The organism is Salegentibacter profundi (assembly GCF_054121475.1).
This window is the reverse complement of record NZ_JBSYGG010000004.1, coordinates 252261-269872: the sequence shown is the minus strand read 5'-3', so window position 1 is coordinate 269872 and position 17612 is coordinate 252261. Positions and strand designations below refer to the sequence as shown.

Here is a 17612-nt window from a genome sequence, read left to right as displayed (position 1 = left end):
AGCCTTATAATAAGGAGTAACCAGAAGGCGGAGAATGAATTCCTTTTGTATGGCACGCCTAGTGAGTATCGGTATTAACCCGGCTGGGGAATTTACTTACCGCCGTTATTCTGCAAGTCAAAAATACATTGATCATCAAGGCTGGGAATGTTTCCGCTATCGATCACATCAACGATTCCGCCGCCAAACTCGATGGAGGCTTGCATCAGACAGCCTGAAACATTGCAATGCCCGGCAAAGTCTTCATCCTTATGAGCAGATTGTGGCTCAGTGCCCAAATCCACAAGTCCGAATAGATGCCCGAATTCATGATTCAGGGTGGCCGCTTCGATATTGGCTTTAGAAGGTGAATTGGGCCGGTTGGCAAAATCCTTTATGGTTCCCCCGTAGATCACCATGGAAGTATTCCTGAAGGCAGACCCCAGGACAAAACGATTATCCTCGTCTTTTTCGCTGCTTCCATCGGCAAAATATATAAATACGGCAATCTCGTCCCCTACATTATAAACGCTACGGATATCTTTTTCTATATCGGCGATTTCTTCGATATCAAATGGCGCCTTCCCGGAGGATTGCACAGCCCTCATACTTATTTGAATGCCATCTGGTTTGTATACCCTGTCCTGAAGAAAACCCTTAAATGCTGCAATGGCTTCCTGTGTGGGAGCATAACCCTCCACGTAGGCGATTTCAATATTCATTGAGGTATACTGCTGGTCACTAAGTAAATCATTGGCAGAATCTCCAAGTCCCTGCAGATTAGCCGATTTATTGATCTTGTTTTCATCCTCTGAATTATCAGAGGTACAGGAAGATAACACCAGCAGTAAAGATAGAAGTAAAGCTAAGTGATTTGTTTTAAGCATTTGAAGGAGTTTGAAATAATGGTAAAAATAGAAATTTAATACATTTTGGGCTTCAATTCGGCTAAATAATCATAGTGTGCTCCTTTTTTTATCAGCTTACAGGTGAAATTGTTTTTCTCGGCAGCCAGTTCCAGGGAGTTGAAATCGATGTACAGCCAGTTAAACCAGCGGCCCTTTTCACCTTTATAGCTTAATTCAAACTGGATTTCCCCGTAATATCCTTCCTCGGGGTTTACCCATATTCCTCCATCCTCATCCTGGTCAAAGAGGAAACTAAGGTCTGAGGAATCCAGTAGGATTTTACCGCCGTCAGCCAGAAGGTTTCTAGCCTGGGAAAAGAAAGCATCCAGGTTGGCAAGTTTGCCTATAATTCCGCTGCCGTTCATCAACATTAATATGGTATCGAACTTTTCATCACCCAGCTTGAAGAAATCAATCTGACGGGCATCTCTTAGCCCCCGCAGACGAGCGATCGCTATGGCTCCCCCAGAGGTATCTATGCCGGTAACTTCTAATTTCTTTTCTTCCTGAAGATAGAGACCGTGGCTCCCGGCTCCACAGCCCACATCGAGCACAGACCCGGAACACAACCTCAGGGCTGTTTGCTCCAGGGCAGGCATTTGCGAAAAACTTCTGAATAAATAAGGCACGGGAATAATATCATCATCGAAATCGGGGGAATGCACATGGATAGGCGTCTCATCCTTATGGTGATAAAAAGCGGAGATCGCTTTTCCGAAGATATCTTTATCTGGAGTATTGTTATTCATATCTTTGCAAAATGGAGGAAGAATTAAAAAGTCTCCCGGAGCGGGCCAAAGATAAGCATAAGGAAAATAAAAAGTTCTTTTCCAGGCTTCGGAAAAAACCACCCAAGGACCTGGACAGGCAAATGCAGGAGCTTCACCAGGAAGAATTTTCTCGCACCAGTTGCCTGGATTGTGCGAATTGCTGTAAAACCACTGGCCCTCTTTTTACCAATAAGGATATCGAGAGAATAAGTAAACACCTTAAACTCAAACCAAAGGATTTCATCGAGCGATACCTTCGAATTGATGAGGATAATGATTATGTATTACAGCAGGTGCCCTGTGCCTTTTTGGACTCCGACAACTATTGTCTTATTTACCAGGTCCGACCGAAAGCCTGCAGGGAATTCCCGCATACCGATAGGAAGGATTTCCATAAAATCAGCAATCTCACCATGAAAAATACCGCCATTTGTCCTGCGGCATATAATATTGTGGAAGAGATGAAGCGCAGGATAAAAGTTTAGGATCGCTGCCTGTATTGTCTGACCTTTCTTCTAAGAAGGTTTACTTTCTTGTATTTTTTTATGATAATGAAATACAATATCGGCCCAAACAGGGGTAAAAAGATAATAATAAGGACCCAGATTAATCGATGCCTTCCTTTAAAATTTTGCTTTAGCAAATGAGCAAAAGCCAGGACAGGCAACACCAGCAGTGCCACCATTAAAGCGGAAAGCCAAAAGCCTGAAGTATCTAATTCGATCATAGGGAAATTATTTCCCTTAATATAATAAATATTTTTCTCGTTTTTTAGAAAATTCTGCTAATCCCGGTTCCCAGGACTGGCGAATCTCTTTGGCGCTAAGTCCTTCTTCAATTTGTTGTTGAAGTTTTTTGGTTCCTGCAAGTTTGGTAAAGAAGCCATTAAAAAACTCGTTCTTATCTTCGGTGTGCTGGTAAGCTTCTATAAGCCATTCCAGGTTAATTTTGTCCAGAGCCTGGTGTGTGCTTAAGTCACGGCCATAGCATTGCTCTCCAAGGTGTTTTGGGTTTTTCGCGCCATCTTTGCTCTGGGGGGTATAGCTATAATCGAAATAGCTTTGGTCCAAATAAGGGGAGCCAAATACCTGGAATTGCTTATCGGTACCACGGCCTGCATTGACGTTGGTGCCTTCGAAAAAGCAAAGGCTGGGATAAAGATTGATAGCCTGGGTGTTTGGAAGGTTCGGTGATGGCTTAACCGGAAGTTCATAGGCCAGGGAATGATCGTAATTTTCCATTTCCACTACTTCGAGACTGCACTGGATGCCGTCTTTCAACCATTTTTCCCCATTGATCATTTTTGCATATTCCCCCATGGTCAACCCGTGTACTGTAGGGATGGGATGCATGCCCACAAAACTTTTAAATTCCTTTTCCAGAATAGGGCCGTCTATATAATGTCCATTGGGATTTGGACGGTCAAAAACAATAAGTTGAATATCATTCTCGGCGCAGGCTTCCATTACATAATGCAGGGATGAAATATAAGTATAGAACCGGGCTCCCACGTCCTGTAGGTCAAAGATAAGGATATCGAGACCTTCCAGTTGTTCGGGTTTGGGCTTTTTATTGTCTCCGTAAAGGGAGATGACCGGCAGGCCTGTTTCAGCATCTTTTCCGTCTTCAATAGCTTCCCCGGCATCAGCCGTGCCGCGGAACCCATGTTCGGGCGCGAAAACTTTCTTTAGCTTCACACCCTTTGAAAGCAGGGAATCTACAAGGTGGATATACCCTGTTTCCTTTTCGATACGGGAACTCTGATTTCCCACCAGACCCACATTTTTCCCTTCTAACAGGGGAAGGTAAGTCTGGGTGCGGTTGGCGCCAACAATTATGTTTTCAGCGGTTAATTCAACCGGGGTCTCTTCCTTGGAATCCTTGAGACCGTCTTTTTGGGAATTTGTGTTTCCACAGGAAACAAGTCCAATAAAAGCGAATAAAAATGTACTTTTGAATAACCTTTTAATCATCGTGATAATTTGAATTTCGAATTTTTCGTAGTAAAGCGCCTTATTCACGCCAAAGGCCATAAAAGTAGTATTTCTGCCCCAATAATAAAAATTGCGATAGCTGCCATTGCTATTGGGGTTGTAATGATGTTGGTTTCCTTCGCTACGGGATTGGGACTGCAGGAAAAAATAAGGGATAAAATCGCGGCATTTAATGGCCATATCAGTATCTCTAGTTACGATAATAACAGTTCACAGGTTTCTTTGGCTCCTATCTCCAAAGAGCAGGATTTTTATCCTGAGTTCAACACTGTGGAAGGCATTGAGCATGTGCAGGCTGTAGCCACTAAGGCGGGAATCATTAGAACGGAGACTGATTTCGAAGGGGTTTTGGTCAAAGGCCTGGGGAAAGACTATAAATGGGAATATTTTGAGGATTTCATCACCGCGGGTGAGATTCCCCAATTCACCGAAAGCCTTAACGATGAGGTAATGATCTCCCAATACCTTTCCAATAGGTTGGGACTGGAAGTAGGAGATAAAGTGCCGACCTATTTTTTGAGGGAAGAAAGCGATCGCCCCCTGCTTCGGGCCTTTGTCGTTACAGGAATTTACAATTCTGGTTTCCAGGAGTTCGATGAGCTGTATATGCTGGCTGATATTCGACATATTCAACGTATTAACCGCTGGGAAGAAGACCAGGTCGGAAGCTTCGAGGTATTTTTAAGCGATTTTGGTCAATTGGACGAGAAAGGCCAGGAGGTCTATGAGAATACCAGTTCGTTCCTCGATGCGCAAACCATTAATCAGAAATATTATTCCATTTTTGAATGGCTGGAACTTTTTGATTTCAACATTGCCCTGATCATCGGAATCATGATCCTTGTTGCAGGAATAAATATGATCACCGCTTTGCTGGTGCTTATCCTGGAGCGAACCCAGATGATAGGGATTCTCAAGGCTTTAGGAAGTGGAGATTGGAGTATAAGGAAGATATTTTTGTACAATGCCGGCTATTTAATCCTGCTGGGCTTATTTTGGGGAAATCTTATTGGACTGGGTTTGCTGCTGATTCAAAAATATTTTAAATTATTCCCTTTGAACCCGGATACCTATTATGTCACGGAAGTTCCGGTATATTTAAACTGGGATTATATTTTGGCCGTGAATCTCGGCACCTTGCTCTTGTGTATGCTGATGTTGCTAATTCCATCCGTGATCATTTCAAAAATATCTCCGGCAAAGAGTATAAAATTCGAGTAAAGCCTATAGAGGAAAACCGACTATAAGGACGAGTTATAATTTGTAAAACTATATATGGAGTACGTAGAAAATATTTTAGGAACCATCGGGAATACCCCTTTGGTGAAGATGAATAAGATAACAAAAGATATAGATGCCCTGGTCCTGGCCAAATACGAGACTTTCAATCCGGGCAATTCGGTGAAGGACAGGATGGCGGTAAAGATGATAGAGGAGGCGGAAAAATCGGGAAAACTCAAACCTGGCGGTACTATAATTGAAGGTACTTCGGGGAATACCGGAATGGGCCTTGCCCTGGCAGCCATCGTAAAAGGCTACAAGATGGTATGTGTGATTTCGGATAAACAAAGTAAGGAAAAGATCGATATCCTTAAAGCCGTGGGTAGTGAGGTAATCGTTTGTCCTACCGATGTGGCCCCGGACGACCCTAGGTCTTATTATTCTACTTCAAAAAGAATGGCCGAAGAAACCCCGAATTCATGGTATGTGAATCAATATGATAATCTGGCCAATACCCAGGCACATTACGAAACCACAGGTCCTGAGATATGGAGACAGACCGACGGGAAGGTTACCCATTTTGTAGTTGGTGTCGGTACCGGGGGAACCATTTCCGGGGTAGGAAGGTATTTAAAGGAACAGAACCCCAATATCAAAGTTTGGGGTATCGATACCTACGGTTCTGTATTTAAGAAATATCACGAGACAGGGATCTTTGATGAAAATGAGATCTATCCCTATGTTACCGAAGGAATTGGGGAGGACATCCTGCCCAAGAATGTGGATTTCAGTGTAATAGATGGGTTTACCAAGGTAACCGATAAGGATGCGGCCATTTATACCAGAAAGCTGGCCAAGGAAGAAGGATTTTTCCTTGGAAATTCGGCAGGAGCAGCGGCAAAAGGACTCTTGCAGCTAAAAGAGCATTTTACCAAAGATGATGTGGTAGTGGTACTGTTCCATGATCACGGCAGTAGATACGTAGGTAAAATGTATAATGATGAGTGGATGGAAAAAATGGGCTACCTGGAATGAGTTGCTGGGTAATTCCAACCCTTTTGGTCCCGTGTAAACAGGGTAAATTTAAATGGAATTTACAGTAGTAAAGAAAGCATGAAAGCTATATCAAGGATAGGATAGGCTTCAGGGCTGAATTCCCATAGGCTGTTTTGAAGCTTTAATCTGTTTCCCATCCCCAGGGTACCCCTGGGTTTTCTACCGGTTGACTTAAATCAAATACCACAGAGAAATTGGTCTTGGTGCCAATTCGTTTGAGGTTATAGGTAAAATGCTTTTCATCGATAGTGATAAACCAGACATTGCTAGCAGCCGCTGGGAGTAATGCTGCAGTTTGTGGGTCTGCAGGAAAGACCTGGAGGCTATCCATTCCCGAGTTGGAAGCTGATCCCCCATACTCTGTGATTTTGTCTTCTGAGCCATCTCTGTGTCGATGCTCATGCTTTAGCGTGATTTTATCATCCTTAAACCTTAGCACCCAGATGCGGGACTTATTGTCTCCGACAAAAAAAGGTATCTTAATACTATTTTCATCGCAGGCCCTTACGTGCATTATAAGGTTTTTTCCGGCGAAAGTCTCCCCGGGATTTTCGCTGCTTATTTTCCCCTGGTAGGCTTCTCCGCAGTGTCCCTGCAATTTTGTCCAGAATTTTTCTGCTGGACTTTGCTGACTATAACTGAATGAAGCGTACAGATATAAAAATAGGAAAATGTAGTTCTTTTGCATATCTAAAGTTTTGGATTATTACAAATTAGCGTATTTTCAGGTTTAAAATAGTTTTAGATGAAAAATATACTACTAATTTTTATCATGGTCACCGGCCTCTCAGGCTGTGGAAGCCTGGTTCAAACCGTGCAGGAGGATGTTGATCGCGAGTATGAGATGGAGTACAGTTATTTAGCCCTGGGAGATTCCTATACCATAGGAGAAGGTGTCGCTCCACAAGATCGTTGGCCAGTGCAACTGGTAAGTCATTTACGGGATAGAGGCTACGGTGTTGCACCTCCAAAAATTATTGCCCGGACCGGGTGGACCAGCAGGAACCTTTTTAAGGCCATGGAAAGGGAACTTAATTATACCCGCAAGTTTGACCTTGTTTCCATTCTCATAGGGGTGAACGACCAATATCAGGGAAAGACCAAAAGGGAATATGAGGAAGATCTGCGGGAAGTCTTTCGCATGGCCCTTAATTATTCAAAAACCCGTGAGCAGGGAGTCTTCGCTTTGAGTATCCCGGACTACGGGGTGACGCCGTTTGCCGGGGAAGATGCTGAAGCCATCTCGGCTGAAATTGCGGAATTCAATGAAATTTTCAGAAGAGTGGCCCAGGAATATGGTGTGGATTTTTATAATATTACTCCTATTTCCCGGGAAGCCGCTCGTGATCCGAGCCTGCTTGTAGAGGATGAACTTCATCCCAGCGCTACGATGTACCGGTACTGGGTGGAGGAGATTGTAGACCAAATCACTCAGAAGCTGCCCAGCCAGTAACATTCAAACAGGATAAAACGATAGCATTCGGAAAGGTCAAAGCCGCGAACCCTAGACTTCGCCTGGAAGCCAGAATGGTCCTTTTTTCTGGTGGGCCATTGCTAAAACAAATGAGATATTAAGGATGCTTAATTAGACTATGTCAATTAAACGGGAAAGTTTATCTTTGCCTTATGCGTAGGCTCATCCACAACATAAGGTATTTTTTTGAACGGCATGGGTTTTATGTTTCTTCCCGGATGGCCGATAAAATGGGAATGCGGGCAAAAAGTGTTCGGCTGTTTTTTATCTATGCATCTTTCTTTACCCTGGGAATGGGTTTTGTGGTGTACCTGACCTTGGCATTTTGGTTAAAACTCAAGGACCTGGTGTATACCAAACGCTCTTCCGTTTTTGATCTTTAGTATAAATGCTGCTAAAAAAGACCTTCGATTTAACAATTCCTTTACAATTTAACTCCTAAAAATTTGAAAAAGGCTATTTTTTTAGCATCTTGCTTCGCTGAAAAATAAAATGCTTAATTAACTAGTAAACTATATGGGAAAGTATATACTTTCATTGTTCTTTTTATTTTCATTTGTAGCAATAAACGCTCAGGAACTTGAAGTCGAGGCCAAATTAGGGAATCCTTCAAATGTAATTAATAATGGTTTTATAGATCTTGAGGTAAGTGGGGGCGCACCTCCTTATACCTATAAATGGTCTAACCAGGGAACCTCTTTAGACTCTGAAAGAGCTGAGAACCTGACTGAAGGAATTCCTTATTCCGTAGTAATTACCGATAGTGAAGGAACTTCTACCACCCGCTCTTATGAGGTTAAGGCTGAAGCCATCACCGAACATTTTAATGGTACTTTTGTTCCAATAGTTGAAAACATGACGGCAATCCTGTTTTGGGATCCCTTCTCTGCAATAGGGATTTATGATCCAATTGCCTATGCCGATATAAAAAATGTAGCTACCCCAGGCTGGGAAGCAGGAATTGAAGACCGATTTGTGCTTAAAGAATGGAGAGTGGCCGAGGGAGCCCATGTGGAGGAAGGAGACCTCATTGCTGTTGTGGGCTCCGATAAAGGAGGTGATGTCAATGCCTATGCTAATGCAACAGGGACCCTTGAGCATAAAGTGCAGGAAGGGAATGTTATTTATGACTTTGAAAATACCGAGGATGTTATCGAGGCGGGGGCTCATTTTCTAGCCAGCATCGAATATGACGAACCAGTGATGTTGACCCATCCCAATGGTGATCCTCAAACCCATAATATACCTTTTATTGTAATCTGGCTTATTTTTGGTGCAGCTTTCTTCACCGTAAGAATGGGCTTTATCAATTTCAGGGGATTCAGGCATTCTCTGGATCTGGCAAAAGGGAAATACGACGATCCCAATGCCCCGGGAAGTATCACCCACTTCCAGGCTCTTACCACGGCAGTTTCGGCTACTGTAGGTTTAGGGAATATTGCTGGAGTTGCCGTAGCCGTTTCACTGGGCGGGGCAGGAGCAACTTTCTGGATGATTGTTGCCGGTCTATTGGGGATGTCTTCCAAATTCGTAGAATGTACCCTTGGGGTTAAATACAGGTTTATTAACTCTGAAGGCCGAATTTTTGGAGGCCCGATGAATTACCTGCGATATGGGCTTGAAAAAAGAAACATGCGCGGGCTTGGGAAATTTCTGGCAGCTTTCTTCGCTGTACTTGGTATTGGCGCCTCCTTTGGGGGAGGGAACATGTTCCAGGCCAATCAATCTTTCGAGATCCTTTCCGGTCAGTTCCCAATGTTAGTTGGAAATGGATTCTGGTTTGGTTTGGTGATCGCCGTGCTTGTCGGTATTGTAATTATAGGTGGTATCCAGAGTATTGCTAAAGTAACGGGGAAAGTAGTTCCTTTTATGGCAGCGGTATATATCCTGGGAGCCCTTACCGTGATCTTTATAAACTATGAAAATATAGGCCCAGCATTTGCAGCTATTTATAATGGGGCTTTTAATCCTACAGCCTTAAAAGGAGGTGTAATCGGAGTATTAGTGGTAGGATTCCAAAGAGCTGCCTTTTCTAATGAGGCCGGGGTAGGGTCCGCTGCGATTGCCCACTCTGCGGCCAAAACAAACCACCCACCATCTGAAGGCTTTGTGGCTTTACTTGAGCCATTTATCGATACTGTGGTTGTGTGTACCTTAACTGCCTTGGTGCTGATCTTCACAGGGATGCACGAAATTGAAGGTGTAGGCGGGGTTCAGTTAACCTCAGATGCTTTTGCCAGTGTTATTTCCTGGTTCCCTTACGTACTGGCCCTGGCAGTATTCCTTTTTGCTTTTTCAACAATGATCTCCTGGTCCTACTATGGAATGCGTTCCTGGACCTATCTTTTTGGAAAAAGTAAAAAGACTGAACTGGTCTATAAAGTGCTTTTCCTTGTATTTGTTGTAGTGGGAGCATCGATAAGTTTAGGAGCGGTACTTGACTTCTCCGATATGATGATCCTGGCCATGTCTTTCCCGAATATAATCGGACTCTATATCATGTCTGGTGAGGTACGGGATGATCTAAAAGAATATTTCCGAAAATTAAAGGCCGGAGAGTTGTTTAAAAAACAGCGAGAAGCCAAAGCAAGCTAGGCTAAGCTTGTTGCCAAAGGACAACATTGAGATCCCATTTTGTTTTATTAGAAAAAGCAAAATGGGATCTTTCTTTTTATATTAATCTGATAAAAAGTTTACCCTGTAGGTTTACAGTGGAACAACTGAGAAAAAAAGTCTTTAAAAGGTTTAAAAACATTGCAGCCCCAGTCTAATAAAGCCCCAAGACGCGTATGGAATTTCCCAGTTTCATAATCCCAGCCCGTTTGCGCTTGTTACAGGGTATCGAGGACCTAAAGATTGAATCCATTATTTTGCGGAATTGATAAAATTATCGTGATTTTAGGGGGATAAGATCGATAAGATTCAATTATATTTGAGCATTGATTAAGATTATGGATTTTCGTTCTTGTCAGGATTTACCTGACATTTTTATTTCGGAATCTTGAAAAATCAATTTATTTTTAACAATTTAAAATCTAAAGGGTAAACCAGCTACCTCTAAACCTATTATTTGCGCATGAACAGTATGTATTTTACAGAAGAACACGAACTATTTAGAAAGAGTTTTAAGGATTTTCTTCAGAAAGAGGTGGTGCCTCATATAGATAAATGGGAGAAAACAGGGGAGATTGAGCGTTTCATCTGGAAGAAATTTGGGGAGATGGGGTATTTTGGCCTTAATCAACCGGAAGAATATGGCGGAATGGGGCTTGATCTTTTTTACACCGTAATCTTTCTTGAGGAATTGCAAAAAATTAACTCCGGAGGATTCGCTGCTGCCATGTGGGCTCATGCTTATTTGGCTATGACCCACGTAAAGACAGAAGGCAGCGAAGAGATTAAGAAAAAATACCTGACCTCCAGTATTGATGGTGAGAAGATTGGGTGCTTGTGTATCACTGAGCCATTTGGCGGCTCTGATGTGGCAGGGATGCGAAGTACAGCGGAAAAGAAAGGAGATAAATATATCCTCAATGGATCAAAGACCTTTATCACCAATGGGGTATATGCTGATTACCTCGTGGTGGCTGCTAAAACCCAGCCCGGGAAGGGAAGTAAAGGAATGAGCATTTTTATAGTAGATCGGGAGACCCCCGGGATATCCAGTTCCAAACTGGATAAACTCGGATGGCGTGCTTCAGATACTGCAGAAATAGCTTTTGATAACGTAGAGATTCCTGCCGATCATTTAATGGGTGAGGAGAACAAAGGTTTTTCCTACATCATGCAGCATTTCGCTATGGAGCGTTTAATAATGGGAATAAACGCACATGCGCGTGCTGAATATGCCCTGGATTACACCCTGGAATATATGGCCGAAAGAGAAGCCTTTGGAAAGACCATTAATAAATTCCAGGCCTTAAGACATAAAGTGGCTGATATGGCCAGTGAAGTAGAGATGTGTCGGGAATTTAACTACTCTGTCACTAAAAGAATGCAGGCCGGAGAATACGTGGTGAAAGAAGCCAGTATGTCTAAACTGCTATCTACTAAAATGGCCGACCAGGTGATCTATGATTGTTTGCAGATGTTAGGCGGTTATGGCTATATGGAGGATTACCCGCTTGCAAGAATGTTACGTGATAGTCGTTTAGGCCCTATCGGCGGAGGAACCTCTGAGATCCTTAGGGAGATTATCGCTAAGATGATCATAGATAAGAAAGAGTATAAACCCGCGGCAAAATAAATTTATTCTACGGTAGGAAATAATTTAAATATTAATTGTGGGTTTGTATAATTGAGTTATATTTGCAGCCTAATTTTTAAAGAAAGGAGGTGACACTATGTTAATAATACCAGTAAAAGACGGAGAAAATATTGATAGAGCGCTGAAGCGTTTTAAGAGAAAGTTCGATAAAACGGGAACGATGCGTCAATTGAGAAGTCGTCAACATTTCACAAAGCCGTCAGTAGAACGTAGGGCTCAAATCCAGAAAGCAGAATACATTCAGCATCTAAGAGATCAGGAAGACATTTAGAACTTCTTTGATCATTTCCTTAAAAGGGAATCTTCCAGGCTGATAATTCTCTTAGAGAGATTTAAAATTAAATCCAGGTAAGCCTTGCTTCTTGGTATTACAATATAACTGTTGGTAAACTAAAGTTTTATAACTTTGTTTTCCAACAGTTTTTTTTATGCCCTTCTCCCAGTTTTTGGATTACCTGCAATTAGAGAAAAATTACTCTGTGCATACCCTTACTGCCTATAAGGCTGATCTTACGGCCTTCCGGGAATTCCTAAAGGAAGAATTCGATACCGAGGATCTGATCCTGGTTAATTACCCCCAAATAAGAACCTGGATCGTAAGCCTGGTTGAAAGTGGAATTTCCAACCGCAGTGTTAACCGGAAAGTATCCTCTTTAAAGGCTTACTATCGTTTTCTTCAGAAAACCAAGCAACTTGAAATTTCTCCCCTGGCAAAACATAGAGCCTTAAAAACTCCTGTAAAAGTACAGGTGCCCTTTTCTCAAAAAGAGGTAATGCAGGTTCTTGAGTCTTTTGAAACCGATACCTTCCAGGGGATCAGGGATAAACTTATAGTGGAGCTGTTTTATACCACCGGGCTTAGGCGAATTGAACTTATCAATATAATGGATAGGGACCTTGATGAAGGAAACCAGGTACTCAAGGTTCTGGGCAAGCGAAACAAGCAGCGGTATATTCCTTTGCTGGAATCGGTGTGTGAATCGGTTAAAACCTACCGTGACGCTAAAAAAGCCCTGGAAGTAGGTCGGGGTGACACCCCGTTTTTTGTCTCTGAAACCGGCGTTAAATTATCTGAAAGTTTTGTTTATAGGATTATTAATAATTACTTTAGTAAGGTATCCGGGAAGCTAAAAACCAGTCCACATATTTTAAGGCATAGCTTTGCGACACATTTATTGAACCAGGGAGCCAACCTCAATGCTGTAAAAGAGTTGCTAGGGCATTCTAGCCTTGCTTCGACTCAGGTATATACTCATAATAGCATTGCCGAATTAAATAAGGTACACAAAATGGCGCACCCCCGGAACAAGAAAGACTAACTCAATTATTGTTTAATTAAATTCTTCAACAAGATGAAAGTAAACGTGCAGTCTGTAAATTTCAATGCTGACCAGAAACTCATTGATTTTATTCAAAGGAAATTAGATAAACTCGACAACTTTTTTGATAAGATAATTTATGCGGATGTATTTCTAAAAACGGAAAATTCCAGTGATAAGACTAATAAGACTACAGAAATTTTATTGAGCATTCCCGGAGGGGAGCTCATGGTAAAAAAGACCTGTAAAAAATTTGAAGAATGTGTAGATGAATGTGTTGGATCCTTACAGCGCCAATTAATAAAACGCAAGGAAAAAATGAATGCTCACGTTTAGATGATTTTTTTTCACAGATTTGTTTTGTGAAAGGAATAATTTATTTACATTTGCAGTCCGTTAGAAATAGCGGACTTTTTTGTGTGAAAAAGTAGGCTTAGAGGCCGATGTAGCTCAGCTGGCTAGAGCAGCTGATTTGTAATCAGCAGGTCGTGGGTTCGAGTCCCTCCATCGGCTCTTGAAATTTTGAAAAGCAAAAAAAACCGTTCTGAATAAAAAAAATCAGGATTTAAAATTCTGGAGTTGAGGCGGCTAAAATTTGTTCTTAAAATTTTTGAAAAAATGCTTTGGATGCTGCTGTAAAATTCATTTAATTTGCAGCCGTTTAAAAGACATCATAAAGCTTAACCCATAGTGGTTATGGTTCTATGAAATAGTGGAAATTTTGTTTTGGGGAGATACTCAAGCGGCCAACGAGGGCAGACTGTAAATCTGCTGTTTTTAACTTCGCAGGTTCGAATCCTGCTCTCCCCACTTTAAATTTAAGATTCCAGGTTCTGCGTTTAGGATAAGTCTTAAAGATGGAAAATTGAATTTTAAATAATTTGCGGGAGTAGCTCAGTTGGTAGAGCGTCAGCCTTCCAAGCTGAATGTCGCCGGTTCGAACCCGGTCTCCCGCTCTGTTTTTATGACGCAGATAGTCAATAATTGGCATCTGAGTCTGTAGGAGTGAACGATTCTTTAATCCGTAAGCCTAAACTGGCTTATGGTATTTTTTGTTTTCCTGAAAAATAGGGGGTGATGCTTCCTTAACAGCCGACGTAGCTCAGGGGTAGAGCGTTTCCTTGGTAAGGAAGAGGTCACGAGTTCAAATCTCGTCGTTGGCTCTAGATTTTGTATAAAATTGAACACTAATATATAACTAAGATTAAATAAGTATTAATTATGGCAAAGGAAACTTACGATCGGTCCAAGCCGCACCTTAATATAGGTACTATTGGACACGTAGATCACGGAAAAACGACTTTAACTGCAGCTATTACTAAGGTATTAGCTGATGCTGGTTATTCAGAAGCGAGTGCTTTTGATCAAATCGATAATGCTCCTGAAGAAAAAGAAAGAGGTATTACTATTAACTCTTCGCACGTAGAGTATGCGACTGCAAACCGTCACTATGCTCACGTTGACTGTCCTGGTCACGCCGACTATGTAAAGAACATGGTAACTGGTGCTGCACAAATGGACGGTGCTATTCTTGTTGTAGCTGCGACCGATGGTCCTATGCCACAAACTCGTGAGCACATCCTTCTTGGACGCCAGGTAGGTATCCCAAGAATCGTTGTGTTCTTGAATAAAGTTGACCTTGTTGATGATGAGGAGCTTCTTGAACTAGTTGAAATGGAAGTAAGAGATCTTCTTTCTTTCTATGAGTATGATGGAGATAATTCTCCTGTGATCTCTGGATCTGCTCTAGGTGCTCTTGAAGGTGATGAGAAATGGGCTAAAACCGTTCTTGACCTTATGGAGGCTGTTGACAGCTGGATCGAACTTCCTGAGCGTGATGTAGACAAGCCTTTCTTGATGCCAATCGAGGATGTGTTCTCTATTACTGGTCGTGGAACTGTTGCTACTGGTCGTATTGAGACTGGTGTTGCTAACACCGGAGATCCAGTAGAGATCATTGGAATGGGTGCAGGAAAACTTACTTCTACCATTACTGGAGTTGAGATGTTCCGTAAGATCCTTGATAGAGGTGAAGCTGGAGATAACGTAGGTATCCTATTAAGAGGTATTGAGAAAACTCAGATCTCTAGAGGTATGGTAATTACCAAGCCAGGATCTGTAACTCCACACTCTAAATTCAAAGCTGAGGTATATATCCTTAAGAAAGAAGAAGGTGGACGTCACACTCCTTTCCATAACAACTACCGTCCTCAGTTCTACGTACGTACGACTGATGTAACAGGAACTATCAACCTTCCTGAAGGTGTTGAAATGGTAATGCCAGGTGATAACCTTACTATTACTGTAGATCTTATTCAGACTATCGCTATGAATGTTGGACTTCGCTTCGCGATTCGTGAAGGTGGTAGAACAGTAGGTGCTGGTCAGGTTACTGAGATTCTAGACTAATAATAGTTTTTATATAAAAAGGTATCCTGGTTTACAGCCGGGATACCTTCACTTATATTTACGGGTTTAGCTCAGTTGGTAGAGCACTGGTCTCCAAAACCAGGTGTCGGGAGTTCGAGCCTCTCAACCCGTGCAGAAAAAAAGAAGCGAGAAGCCTGTCCTAAGGAAAACTGAAGGAAGTCTCTCAATCCGTTCAAATACTTTGAAAGCAATGGCAGGAATTGTTAATTATATATCCGAATCTTACAACGAGTTAAAAAACCACGTTACCTGGACAAGCTGGCCAGAAGCTCAAAGGCTTACCATTCTTGTAGCGGTATTCTCTATAATCTTTTCCCTTGCAATATGGGGTGTAGACACTTTATTTAGTGGAGTTATTGAGGAGTACTTCAAGTGGATTAAATCTTAAAAAAAAAGCAGGTAATGGCAGATGTTAAGGATAAAAACTGGTATGTAGTCCGGGCTGTTAGCGGCCAGGAAAATAAGGTCAAGGAATACATTGAGCGGGAGATCGCTCATAATAACCTTGAGGATTATATTGACCAGGTTTTGGTTCCTACAGAAAAGGTGATCCAGATTAGAAACGGAAAAAAAGTGAATAAGGAAAGAGTTTACTTTCCTGGTTATGTGATGGTGCAGGCCAACCTTGGAGGGGAAATTCCTCATATTATCAAATCCATTAACGGAGTGATTGGCTTTTTGGGTGAGACCAAAGGCGGTGATCCGGTTCCATTAAGGAAATCTGAGGTCAACAGAATGTTAGGTAAGGTGGATGAACTTTCGGTTAAAGCCGATAATGTGGCCATACCTTTTACCATTGGAGAAACCATCAAAGTTATCGATGGTCCTTTTAACGGGTTTAACGGGACTGTAGAAAAGATTAATGAAGAAAAGCGTAAGCTCGAGGTAATGGTGAAGATCTTCGGAAGAAAAACACCATTGGAATTGAGTTATATGCAAGTTGAGAAAGTATAAAGATAATAGTGTTACATATTTTTTTCGATAGTTTTTTAAAGCTTCCACTATAACAAACTATCACCTAAAAATTGAAAAAATGGCAAAAGAAGTAAGTAAAGTTGTAAAACTACAAGTTCGCGGGGGTGCTGCTAACCCATCACCACCAGTTGGACCTGCTTTAGGTGCTGCCGGGGTAAACATCATGGAATTCTGTAAGCAATTCAATGGTAGAACTCAGGATAAACAAGGTAAGGTATTGCCGGTTGCGATAAATGTTTATACAGACAAGTCTTTTGACTTTGTTATTAAAACACCTCCAGCTGCAGTACAGTTATTGGAAGCATCTAAGAACAAAAAAGGTTCGGGAGAACCTAACCGAAAAAAAATAGCAAGTGTTTCTTGGGATCAGGTTAAAGCTATTGCAGAAGACAAAATGCAGGATTTAAATGCCTTCACTATAGAATCTGCAATGAAGATGGTTGCCGGAACAGCGCGTTCAATGGGAATTACTGTAAAAGGGAACCCACCGTTTTAATCCAAAAAGAAATTAAGAAATGGCAAAATTGACTAAAAAGCAAAAAGAAGCCCAATCTAAAATCGAAAGCGGTAAGACGTATTCGGTAGCAGAAGCTTCAGCTTTAATAAAGGACGTTTCCAATGAAAACTTTGATGCTTCTGTGGATTTAGCGGTTCGTTTGAACGTAGATCCCAGAAAGGCCAACCAAATGGTAAGAGGTGTAGTAACCCTTCCACACGGTACTGGTAAAGATGTTAAAGTTCTTGCTCTGGTTACCCCAGATAAAGAAGAGGAAGCAAAACAAGCTGGCGCTGATTATGTTGGATTGGATGAATATCTAGACAAGATAAAAGGAGGCTGGACCGATGTTGATGTAATTATCACCATGCCTAGTGTAATGGGTAAACTTGGACCTCTTGGTCGGGTGTTAGGACCACGAGGCCTAATGCCAAACCCTAAAACCGGTACAGTAACTATGGATGTTGCAAAGGCGGTATCTGATGTGAAGGCTGGTAAGATCGATTTTAAAGTTGATAAAACCGGAATCGTTCACGCAGGAATTGGGAAAGCATCTTTTGAGGCTGAAAAATTAGCCGGAAACGCGAGAGAATTATTAACTACTTTGGTAAAATTGAAGCCTCAGGCAGCAAAGGGAGTATACATAAAAAGTATACATATCTCTTCTACTATGAGCCCAAGTGTGGAGATTGATACTAAAAGGTTCACTGAGCAATAATTAGA

The 17612-nt window shown here is 41.9% G+C and carries 20 protein-coding genes and 5 tRNA genes; 20 read left to right on the top strand and 5 right to left on the bottom strand.

Annotated elements, in window-relative coordinates:
• Window positions 1-92: 92 nt before the first annotated feature.
• Together ACW6NC_RS08000 and ACW6NC_RS07995 are read right to left on the bottom strand one after the other, a co-directional pair.
• Complete coding sequence (locus tag ACW6NC_RS08000; RefSeq protein WP_457865036.1) at window positions 93-866, bottom strand: hypothetical protein; 774 nt, start codon at window positions 864-866, stop codon at window positions 93-95.
• Window positions 867-901: 35 nt separating this feature from the next.
• Window positions 902-1636: a class I SAM-dependent methyltransferase gene (locus ACW6NC_RS07995; protein ID WP_457865035.1), complete on the bottom strand. Its 735-nt coding sequence runs from the start codon at window positions 1634-1636 to the stop codon at window positions 902-904.
• Window positions 1637-1647: 11 nt separating this feature from the next.
• Here ACW6NC_RS07995 and ACW6NC_RS07990 point away from each other — a divergent pair, with 11 nt between their 5' ends.
• Window positions 1648-2142 carry a YkgJ family cysteine cluster protein gene (locus ACW6NC_RS07990; RefSeq protein WP_457865034.1) on the top strand — a complete coding sequence of 165 codons (495 nt, stop codon included), beginning with the start codon at window positions 1648-1650 and terminating at the stop codon, window positions 2140-2142.
• Here ACW6NC_RS07990 and ACW6NC_RS07985 read toward each other — a convergent pair.
• Together ACW6NC_RS07985 and ACW6NC_RS07980 are read right to left on the bottom strand one after the other, a co-directional pair.
• Window positions 2139-2342, bottom strand: coding sequence for a PLD nuclease N-terminal domain-containing protein (locus ACW6NC_RS07985; RefSeq protein WP_457865235.1), 204 nt, complete (start codon window positions 2340-2342; stop codon window positions 2139-2141). The two genes, ACW6NC_RS07990 and ACW6NC_RS07985, sit on opposite strands and share 4 nt — an antisense overlap.
• A gap of 58 nt (window positions 2343-2400) precedes the next feature.
• Window positions 2401-3630, bottom strand: coding sequence for an exo-beta-N-acetylmuramidase NamZ family protein (locus ACW6NC_RS07980; RefSeq protein ID WP_457865032.1), 1230 nt, complete (start codon window positions 3628-3630; stop codon window positions 2401-2403).
• Between the two features lie 9 nt (window positions 3631-3639).
• On the opposite strand from ACW6NC_RS07980, the gene ACW6NC_RS07975 reads away from it, so the two are divergent.
• Both ACW6NC_RS07975 and ACW6NC_RS07970 read left to right on the top strand, forming a co-directional pair.
• Window positions 3640-4872 (top strand): ABC transporter permease, encoded by a 1233-nt coding sequence (locus ACW6NC_RS07975; RefSeq protein WP_457865030.1) that lies wholly within the window; start codon window positions 3640-3642, stop codon window positions 4870-4872.
• A 54-nt stretch (window positions 4873-4926) separates the two neighbouring features.
• Complete coding sequence (locus ACW6NC_RS07970) at window positions 4927-5907, top strand: PLP-dependent cysteine synthase family protein (RefSeq protein WP_457865029.1); 981 nt, start codon at window positions 4927-4929, stop codon at window positions 5905-5907.
• 142 nt (window positions 5908-6049) lie between these two features.
• On the opposite strand, the gene ACW6NC_RS07965 is transcribed toward ACW6NC_RS07970, so the two are convergent.
• Window positions 6050-6616 carry a hypothetical protein gene (locus tag ACW6NC_RS07965; RefSeq protein ID WP_457865028.1) on the bottom strand — a complete coding sequence of 189 codons (567 nt, stop codon included), beginning with the start codon at window positions 6614-6616 and terminating at the stop codon, window positions 6050-6052.
• Between the two features lie 57 nt (window positions 6617-6673).
• Here ACW6NC_RS07965 and ACW6NC_RS07960 point away from each other — a divergent pair, with 57 nt between their 5' ends.
• From ACW6NC_RS07960 to rplA, 17 genes are all read left to right on the top strand, one after another.
• The gene (locus ACW6NC_RS07960) at window positions 6674-7381 is read left to right on the top strand and encodes an SGNH/GDSL hydrolase family protein (RefSeq protein ID WP_457865027.1); all 708 of its coding nucleotides are present in this window, start codon (window positions 6674-6676) and stop codon (window positions 7379-7381) included.
• A 173-nt stretch (window positions 7382-7554) separates the two neighbouring features.
• Window positions 7555-7785 carry a PspC domain-containing protein gene (locus tag ACW6NC_RS07955; protein WP_457865026.1) on the top strand — a complete coding sequence of 77 codons (231 nt, stop codon included), beginning with the start codon at window positions 7555-7557 and terminating at the stop codon, window positions 7783-7785.
• A 133-nt stretch (window positions 7786-7918) separates the two neighbouring features.
• Window positions 7919-9997 carry an amino acid carrier protein gene (locus ACW6NC_RS07950; protein ID WP_457865025.1) on the top strand — a complete coding sequence of 693 codons (2079 nt, stop codon included), beginning with the start codon at window positions 7919-7921 and terminating at the stop codon, window positions 9995-9997.
• A 481-nt stretch (window positions 9998-10478) separates the two neighbouring features.
• Window positions 10479-11648 (top strand): acyl-CoA dehydrogenase family protein, encoded by a 1170-nt coding sequence (locus ACW6NC_RS07945; protein ID WP_457865023.1) that lies wholly within the window; start codon window positions 10479-10481, stop codon window positions 11646-11648.
• A 97-nt stretch (window positions 11649-11745) separates the two neighbouring features.
• Window positions 11746-11940 (top strand): 30S ribosomal protein S21, encoded by a 195-nt coding sequence (rpsU, locus tag ACW6NC_RS07940; protein WP_081211342.1) that lies wholly within the window; start codon window positions 11746-11748, stop codon window positions 11938-11940.
• 157 nt (window positions 11941-12097) lie between these two features.
• Window positions 12098-12988, top strand: a complete 891-nt coding sequence (locus ACW6NC_RS07935) for a tyrosine-type recombinase/integrase (protein WP_457865021.1) — start codon at window positions 12098-12100, stop codon at window positions 12986-12988.
• A gap of 33 nt (window positions 12989-13021) precedes the next feature.
• Window positions 13022-13324, top strand: a complete 303-nt coding sequence (gene hpf / locus ACW6NC_RS07930; protein WP_457865019.1) for a ribosome hibernation-promoting factor, HPF/YfiA family — start codon at window positions 13022-13024, stop codon at window positions 13322-13324.
• A 103-nt stretch (window positions 13325-13427) separates the two neighbouring features.
• A tRNA-Thr gene (locus ACW6NC_RS07925) sits at window positions 13428-13501 on the top strand.
• A gap of 215 nt (window positions 13502-13716) precedes the next feature.
• Window positions 13717-13798 (top strand) — tRNA-Tyr (locus ACW6NC_RS07920).
• Window positions 13799-13871: 73 nt separating this feature from the next.
• A tRNA-Gly gene (locus ACW6NC_RS07915) sits at window positions 13872-13944 on the top strand.
• A 135-nt stretch (window positions 13945-14079) separates the two neighbouring features.
• Window positions 14080-14151: transfer RNA gene (locus ACW6NC_RS07910), tRNA-Thr, on the top strand.
• A 58-nt stretch (window positions 14152-14209) separates the two neighbouring features.
• The gene (gene tuf / locus ACW6NC_RS07905) at window positions 14210-15397 is read left to right on the top strand and encodes an elongation factor Tu (protein ID WP_457865017.1); all 1188 of its coding nucleotides are present in this window, start codon (window positions 14210-14212) and stop codon (window positions 15395-15397) included.
• A gap of 60 nt (window positions 15398-15457) precedes the next feature.
• Window positions 15458-15530, top strand: a tRNA-Trp gene (locus tag ACW6NC_RS07900).
• A gap of 78 nt (window positions 15531-15608) precedes the next feature.
• Window positions 15609-15806, top strand: a complete 198-nt coding sequence (gene secE / locus ACW6NC_RS07895) for a preprotein translocase subunit SecE (RefSeq protein ID WP_457865234.1) — start codon at window positions 15609-15611, stop codon at window positions 15804-15806.
• Window positions 15807-15820: 14 nt separating this feature from the next.
• Window positions 15821-16372 carry a transcription termination/antitermination protein NusG gene (gene nusG, locus ACW6NC_RS07890; protein ID WP_093405645.1) on the top strand — a complete coding sequence of 184 codons (552 nt, stop codon included), beginning with the start codon at window positions 15821-15823 and terminating at the stop codon, window positions 16370-16372.
• 79 nt (window positions 16373-16451) lie between these two features.
• Window positions 16452-16889, top strand: a complete 438-nt coding sequence (gene rplK, locus ACW6NC_RS07885; RefSeq protein ID WP_457865015.1) for a 50S ribosomal protein L11 — start codon at window positions 16452-16454, stop codon at window positions 16887-16889.
• 19 nt (window positions 16890-16908) lie between these two features.
• Window positions 16909-17607 carry a 50S ribosomal protein L1 gene (gene rplA, locus ACW6NC_RS07880; protein WP_457865013.1) on the top strand — a complete coding sequence of 233 codons (699 nt, stop codon included), beginning with the start codon at window positions 16909-16911 and terminating at the stop codon, window positions 17605-17607.
• Window positions 17608-17612: the final 5 nt, after the last annotated feature.

Bases quoted from the DNA above. Each gene is read 5' to 3' on its own strand.
- ACW6NC_RS08000 (WP_457865036.1), bottom strand. From the start codon at position 866: ATGCTTAAAACAAATCACTTAGCTTTACTTCTATCTTTACTGCTGGTG.
- ACW6NC_RS07995 (WP_457865035.1), bottom strand. From the start codon at position 1,636: ATGAATAACAATACTCCAGATAAAGATATCTTCGGAAAAGCGATCTCC.
- ACW6NC_RS07990 (WP_457865034.1), top strand. From the start codon at position 1,648: ATGGAGGAAGAATTAAAAAGTCTCCCGGAGCGGGCCAAAGATAAGCAT.
- ACW6NC_RS07985 (WP_457865235.1), bottom strand. From the start codon at position 2,342: ATGGTGGCACTGCTGGTGTTGCCTGTCCTGGCTTTTGCTCATTTGCTA.
- ACW6NC_RS07980 (WP_457865032.1), bottom strand. From the start codon at position 3,630: ATGATTAAAAGGTTATTCAAAAGTACATTTTTATTCGCTTTTATTGGA.
- ACW6NC_RS07970 (WP_457865029.1), top strand. From the start codon at position 4,927: ATGGAGTACGTAGAAAATATTTTAGGAACCATCGGGAATACCCCTTTG.
- ACW6NC_RS07965 (WP_457865028.1), bottom strand. From the start codon at position 6,616: ATGCAAAAGAACTACATTTTCCTATTTTTATATCTGTACGCTTCATTC.
- ACW6NC_RS07960 (WP_457865027.1), top strand. From the start codon at position 6,674: ATGAAAAATATACTACTAATTTTTATCATGGTCACCGGCCTCTCAGGC.
- ACW6NC_RS07955 (WP_457865026.1), top strand. From the start codon at position 7,555: ATGCGTAGGCTCATCCACAACATAAGGTATTTTTTTGAACGGCATGGG.
- ACW6NC_RS07950 (WP_457865025.1), top strand. From the start codon at position 7,919: ATGGGAAAGTATATACTTTCATTGTTCTTTTTATTTTCATTTGTAGCA.
- ACW6NC_RS07945 (WP_457865023.1), top strand. From the start codon at position 10,479: ATGAACAGTATGTATTTTACAGAAGAACACGAACTATTTAGAAAGAGT.
- rpsU (WP_081211342.1), top strand. From the start codon at position 11,746: ATGTTAATAATACCAGTAAAAGACGGAGAAAATATTGATAGAGCGCTG.
- ACW6NC_RS07935 (WP_457865021.1), top strand. From the start codon at position 12,098: ATGCCCTTCTCCCAGTTTTTGGATTACCTGCAATTAGAGAAAAATTAC.
- hpf (WP_457865019.1), top strand. From the start codon at position 13,022: ATGAAAGTAAACGTGCAGTCTGTAAATTTCAATGCTGACCAGAAACTC.
- tuf (WP_457865017.1), top strand. From the start codon at position 14,210: ATGGCAAAGGAAACTTACGATCGGTCCAAGCCGCACCTTAATATAGGT.
- secE (WP_457865234.1), top strand. From the start codon at position 15,609: ATGGCAGGAATTGTTAATTATATATCCGAATCTTACAACGAGTTAAAA.
- nusG (WP_093405645.1), top strand. From the start codon at position 15,821: ATGGCAGATGTTAAGGATAAAAACTGGTATGTAGTCCGGGCTGTTAGC.
- rplK (WP_457865015.1), top strand. From the start codon at position 16,452: ATGGCAAAAGAAGTAAGTAAAGTTGTAAAACTACAAGTTCGCGGGGGT.
- rplA (WP_457865013.1), top strand. From the start codon at position 16,909: ATGGCAAAATTGACTAAAAAGCAAAAAGAAGCCCAATCTAAAATCGAA.